6 protein-coding genes and 1 pseudogene are annotated in these 5,336 nt (G+C 73.7%); all 7 read right to left on the reverse strand.

What is annotated here, in order from left to right:
• A pseudogene (locus JF597_RS49325) lies at positions 1–229 on the reverse strand (cytochrome P450); the annotation flags it as partial.
• 19 nt (positions 230–248) lie between these two features.
• Positions 249–1,241: an alanine racemase gene (locus JF597_RS49330; RefSeq protein ID WP_294012506.1), complete on the reverse strand. Its 993-nt coding sequence runs from the start codon at positions 1,239–1,241 to the stop codon at positions 249–251.
• Positions 1,238–1,459 carry a hypothetical protein gene (locus JF597_RS49335; RefSeq protein ID WP_294012509.1) on the reverse strand — a complete coding sequence of 74 codons (222 nt, stop codon included), beginning with the start codon at positions 1,457–1,459 and terminating at the stop codon, positions 1,238–1,240. The genes JF597_RS49330 and JF597_RS49335 overlap by 4 nt, the downstream gene beginning before the upstream one ends.
• On the reverse strand, positions 1,456–2,751 hold the full coding sequence (locus JF597_RS49340; protein WP_294012511.1) for a hypothetical protein: 1,296 nt from the start codon (positions 2,749–2,751) through the stop codon (positions 1,456–1,458). The genes JF597_RS49335 and JF597_RS49340 overlap by 4 nt, the downstream gene beginning before the upstream one ends.
• A complete protein-coding gene (locus JF597_RS49345; RefSeq protein ID WP_294012514.1) occupies positions 2,748–3,611 on the reverse strand; it encodes an ABC transporter ATP-binding protein in 864 nt (287 codons plus the stop codon). Before JF597_RS49345 ends, JF597_RS49340 begins: the two co-directional genes overlap by 4 nt.
• Entirely contained in the window at positions 3,611–4,381 is a 771-nt protein-coding gene (locus JF597_RS49350) for an ABC transporter ATP-binding protein (RefSeq protein WP_294012516.1), read from the reverse strand. The genes JF597_RS49345 and JF597_RS49350 overlap by 1 nt, the downstream gene beginning before the upstream one ends.
• A 52-nt stretch (positions 4,382–4,433) precedes the next feature.
• The coding region (locus JF597_RS49355; RefSeq protein WP_294012518.1) for a branched-chain amino acid ABC transporter permease at positions 4,434–5,336 on the reverse strand (903 nt) is incomplete at its 5' end.

Here is a 5,336-nt window from a genome sequence, read left to right on the forward strand (position 1 = left end):
GGTCGTCCATGTCGATCATGTGCGGCAGCGGGCCGGTCAGCGGCCGGGATCCGCCGGCGCTGCTGAACAGCTCAGGCCGGCGACTGGCGAACGCGACCGTCTCGTACGACGTCAGCCCCCACAGGCCGTTCTCGTCGCGGAAGGCCGGGGAGATGACGCGCAGCTCGTCGTACACCGGGTGCGGGTCAGCGGCGTAGAAGGCCCCGTCGAGCAGGTTGACCGCGCGCACGTGCCCGACGCTATCCCTGTCACCAGCCGCGCAGGTCCACCGGCCAGGTCTCGAGCACCTCGTCGCCGTCGACGAGGTGCATCTGGGCGTGCAGCGCCACCGTCGGGTCGATGTGGGCCGGGACGACCCGGACCCGGTCGCCGACGGCGAACTCGGCGCCGTCGGCGGAGAACACCGTGTGCTCGTCCGCGCAGTACCAGACCGACGCCCCCGGGATCGTCGGGTTGCCGTGGTCCATGCCGAGCGCTTTCAGGCCGAGGTCGGCGACGAACCAGCCGGCTGGGTTCGCCGAGATGATGGTGGCCAGCAGGGTGAGCGCCTGCGAGAACGGCGCGTGCGCGTGGGCGTACGTGGTGTCCATCAGGCAGTAGGAGCCGGCCTGGATCTCGTTGGCCCAGGTGTTCACGTCGTACGTCCCCGTGCCGCCGGCCGAGACCAGGTCGCCGCCGACGTCGGCGGACGCCTGCAGCAGCAGCGCCATGCACTCCTGGACCTGCTTGCGCTTCTCGTCGGCGTCCTCGACGAGCATGACGTGGCCCTCGTAGCCCATCACGCCGCGGACCTCGAGGCCCTTCGAGCGGGCGTAGTCGGCCAGCGCGCCCGCCTCGGCGGGGTCGACGCCGCACCGGGGCAGCCCGACGTTGACGTCGATGACGACCTCGCGCACGCCGCCGGCAACGGCCGCGTCCACGGTGATCCTGCTGTCGACCGCGACCGTGACGCGCGCGTTGTCGATCGCCCCGAGGCGGCGGCAGTCGAGCACCTCGTTGGCGAGCAGCAGGTCGTCGCCGAGCCCGGCCGCGGCCATCCCCTCGACCTCGCGCACCGTGGCGCACGTGAAGCCGGTGTGGCCGAGGGCGTGCATCCGCCGGGCCAGCGCGGTGGTCTTGAACGCCTTGACGTGCGGGCGCAACCGCGTGCCCGGCAGGGCTTCGGCCATCTTCTGCAGGTTGGCGTCGAGCAGGTCCCGCTCGACCACCAGGGCCGGCGTGACGAGGTCGTTGAGCTTCACGAGAGCACCACCAGGGTCAGGATCGCGAGGAGGAGGACGTTGGCGAAGGTGGCGGCCACGACGATGGCCATCAGCCGGTCGTCGGGGTCCTCCCAGGCACGGGCAGCCGGCACGTCACCGGAGGCGGGGGTGTCGCACACGGGGCAGCGGTGCCGGGTGAGCGACGGGGCGTACGGGGCGGTGCACCGCACGCAGGTGATGCGCTCGATGGTCCTCACGGCTGCCTCCCCAGGAGCACGAGCCGGCGTCGCCGCTCGACGAAGCCGTAGAGCGTCGCGGTGCCCAGCGACAGCAGCTGCCAGCCGGCGAACGCGACCAGCGCGGTCCGGCCGCTGATCCGCCGCCCCTGCACCTCGAAGGCCGCGGTCTGCGTGGGCGGCGCGACCTGCGGCGCCTGCTGCTGTCCGGGCGCCGACCCGGGGACTGCGGGCGTCCCCGGGATGACCGTGGTGACGGTGGTCGGCGGCTGCGCGGGACCGGCGGGCACCACCGGCGGCACCAGGACCGGCGCGATCGGTGTGGCGAGGGCGTCGAGCTCGGTGAGGTCGATCCCGCCGAAGGTCAGCGTCAGGCTGTTGGCGGAGACGCCGCCGGGCAGGTCCGGGCTGGCCAGCACGATCTCGAGGCCGCCCGTGTCCGCCTCGGCCGAGCGGGCGGTGTGGGTCGCCGTGCCTCCGACCGTGTGCACCTTGGTGATGCCGGCTGCCGCCAGCGCCGCGTTCACCGCGTCGGTCGCCTGGCTCAACGTGGTCCCGGGTACGACGGGGGTGCCCGCCGCGACCACGCCGTCGTTGGTGATGGCGACCTGCTGCCCGGCGACGGTGGCGCCGCTGACGACGAGGGACTGCAGGGCGGTGTGGGTGTCGTGGTCGGCGGTGACCTTGGCAGTCGCGACGACGCTCTGCACCTTCAGCACCCCGGCGAGGTCGATGTCGCTGACGGTGACCTTGGCGTCCTGCGCCGCGGTGCCCGCCTCCACCGACAGCTTCTGCTGGACCTGGCTGGTGCCGGGGCCGACGTCCACGAGCGGCGCGATGCTGAAGCGGGCGGCCTGCGCGCGACCGGCCGCGGACGTGGCCGAGACGGAGGCGTTGGCGTTGGCCGCGCCGAGGTAGACCGGCGGCGAGTCGACGGGGTCTCCCACGTTGAAGGAGCTGCTGGTGTCGCCGGGGTACCGCGCCTCCGCCTCGAGCGTCCCGACCACCTTCTGCCCGGCGGCGCCGTTGACCTGGCCCGCAGCGGTGTGGAACAGCGTCCCGGGCTCCTCGGGCGCGGCGACCACCGCAGCGGAGGGCGAGTCGTCGAGGCTGGCGCTGACGTAGGCCGAGCCGGTGTCGAGGGTGACGAGACCGCCGGAGGCGCCGACGACGCCGTTGGTGTGACCGGCCGCCGCGATGGCCGACAGGCTGACCTGGTCGTAGACGGGATCACCGGCGGCCGACACCGGCCGGACGAAGCAGACGGCCAGCGCCGACGGCAGCAGCGCGACGACCACGAGGGCGCGCCTCACGGCTGCAGCGCCTTCTCGAGCAGCTCCTGCGCCACCTCGTCGGCGGTGCGTCCCTGCTGGGCGGCGATCCGCTCGAGCTTGCGGACGTCGACGCCGGCGAGGGAGACCGGCACCTGCTGCCGGGCGTCCCGCGGTGCGCGCGGCAGCTCCTGGCCGTTGTCGGAGCCGAGGTAGGCGGCGCCGATGTCCTCGGCGCTCAGGTCCTCGGGCCGGCCGGCCGCGGCGACGGTGCCCTGCTCGATGACGACGGCCTGGTCGGCGACCTTCAGCGCCTGCCCGACGAACTGCTCCACCATGACGACGGCCATGCCCTCGTCGGCGAGCCGGCGGACCAGCGCGAACAGGTCGACCACGACGGTCGGCGACAGCCCCATGCTCATCTCGTCGAGCATCAGCAGCTTGGGCCGCTGCACCAGCGCGCGGCCGATCGCGAGCTGCTGCTGCTGGCCGCCGGACATCGTCCCGGCCGGCTGCGTGCGCCGCTCCCGCAGGATCGGGAAGGCGTCCAGCACCTCCTCGACGGCCTCCTTGTCACCGTCGCGGCCGGCGCCATACAGGCCCATGCGCAGGTTGTCCGCGACGCTGAGGCCGGGGAAGATCCCGCGACCGGCAGGGACGTGCGCGATGCCGAGCCGGGCGACCCGCTCCGGGGCGAGCCCGAGCAGCGAGGTGCCCTCGAAGTCGACGTGCCCGGCGCGGGCCTTCACGAGGCCGGAGATGCCGAGCAGGGTCGTGGTCTTGCCCGCGCCGTTGGCGCCGAGCACGGCGGTGATCTGGCCGGGCTGCACGGACAACGAGACGTCACGGACGGCGACGACGCCGCCATAGGCGACCTGGAGGTGCGAGACGGTGAGCGTCATCAGTGCACCTCCTCCCCCAGGTACGCGGCACGGACGGCCGGGTCGTCGCGCACCACGTGCGGCTCGCCGGCCGCGAGGACCTTGCCGAAGTCCATGACGACGACGTGGTCGCACAGCGGCATGACCACCCCCATGTCGTGCTCGACCAGCAGCATGGCGCACCCGAGGGTGGCGCGGACATGGGCCAGCAGGGCGACGAAGTCGGCGGTCTCCGCCGGGTCGAGGCCGGACGCCGGCTCGTCGAGCAGCAGGCAGGACGGCGTCAGGCACAGCGCCCGGGCCAGCTCGACGAGGCGGGCGGAGCCGACCGGCAGGGTCGTCACCTCGACGTCGGCGAGGTGCGTGAGGTCGAGGAAGGCGAGCACCGCCCGGGCGCGCTCCTCGGCCTGCCGCAGCGCGCGGCCACGGCCCGGCAGCCGCAGGGCGTCGACGAGCACACCGGCCGAGGTGTGCCGGTGCGCAGCCACCATGAGGTTCTGCAGGACGGTCATGCCGGCGAAGAGCTGCACGACCTGGAAGGTGCGCGACAGCCCCATGGCGGTGCGGACGTGCGCCGGCTGGCGGGTGACGTCGGTGCCCTTCAGCAGCACCTGGCCGCGGGTGGCCGGCTGCAGCCCGGTGATGACGTTGAACGTCACCGTCTTGCCGGCGCCGTTGGGCCCGATGAGGCCGACCACCTCGCCGGCGTTGACCGTCAGGGAGACGCCGTCGACGGCGTCGAACGCGCCGAACCGGACGCCGACGTCACGGAGCTCCAGGACGGCGGTCATCTCGGGGCCCCCGCGGCGGTGTGAGCGAAGCGAGCAGCGTCGTGGGGTGAGTTCATGCTGCGACCAGCTCGGGTTGGCGATGGACCAGCCGTGAGACGAAGCCGGTGACGCCCTCCGGGGTCAGCGCCAGGATGCCGATCAGGGCCATGCCGGTGAGCATCGTGGTGGCGGACACCGCCGAGCCGCTGGTCACGTCGCTCGTGCTCCCGAAGGTCAGCGTCGTCAGCGTCACGACGAGGCCGCCGAGCACGGCACCCGGCACGCTGCCGACGCCGATGATGACGGCGTACGCGAGCAGGGTGATCGAGCGGGTGAAGTCGAACGCGGCGCCGGAGGCGCCTTGGACGAGGCCGGCGTACAGGGCTCCGGCGAGGCCGGCGAGGAAGCCGGAGGCGGCGAAGCCGCGCAGCTTCACCGACACCACCGAGAAGCCCATCGCCGCGGTGGCCGGCTCGGAGCTGCGCAGCGCGGTGAGGGCCGCGCCGGTCCGCGCCCGGCGCAGGCTGGCGACGGCGAAGCAGGCCAGCACGAAGACGCCGAGCACCAGCCAGGCGTACGCCCGCTCCCCCGACGCGATGTGGCCCGGGTCGACGTTGGCGAAGCCGGGACGGCTGACCGGCCGGTTGCCGTTGCGGGACGCCAGGGGGGGCCACGCGTAGAGGAAGCGGTCGGCGGTGAACGACAGCGACAGCGTCGCGATCGCCAGCTCCAGCGGCTCCAGCCGGAGCGCCGGCAGGCCGACCAGCGCGGCAACCCCGGCGGCGAGCACCGCGCCGATGAGGATCGCGAGGAGGAACGGCACGCCGTGGCCCATGGCGATGCCGGTGCCGTAGGCGCCGCAGCCCATGAAGACCGCCTGGCACACCGACACCACCGAGAAGCCCATCGCGGCGGTGGCCGGCTCGGAGCTGCGCAGCGCGGTGAGCGTCGCGCCGGTCCGAGCCCTGCGGAGGCT

Source organism: Streptomyces sp. (assembly GCF_019510245.1).
Taxonomy (GTDB): Bacteria; Actinomycetota; Actinomycetes; order Streptomycetales; family Streptomycetaceae; genus Streptomyces.

Excerpts from the sequence above, each read along its gene's own strand:
- JF597_RS49350 (WP_294012516.1), bottom strand. The coding sequence starts at position 4,381 with ATGACCGCCGTCCTGGAGCTCCGTGACGTCGGCGTCCGGTTCGGCGCG.
- JF597_RS49345 (WP_294012514.1), bottom strand. The coding sequence starts at position 3,611 with ATGACGCTCACCGTCTCGCACCTCCAGGTCGCCTATGGCGGCGTCGTC.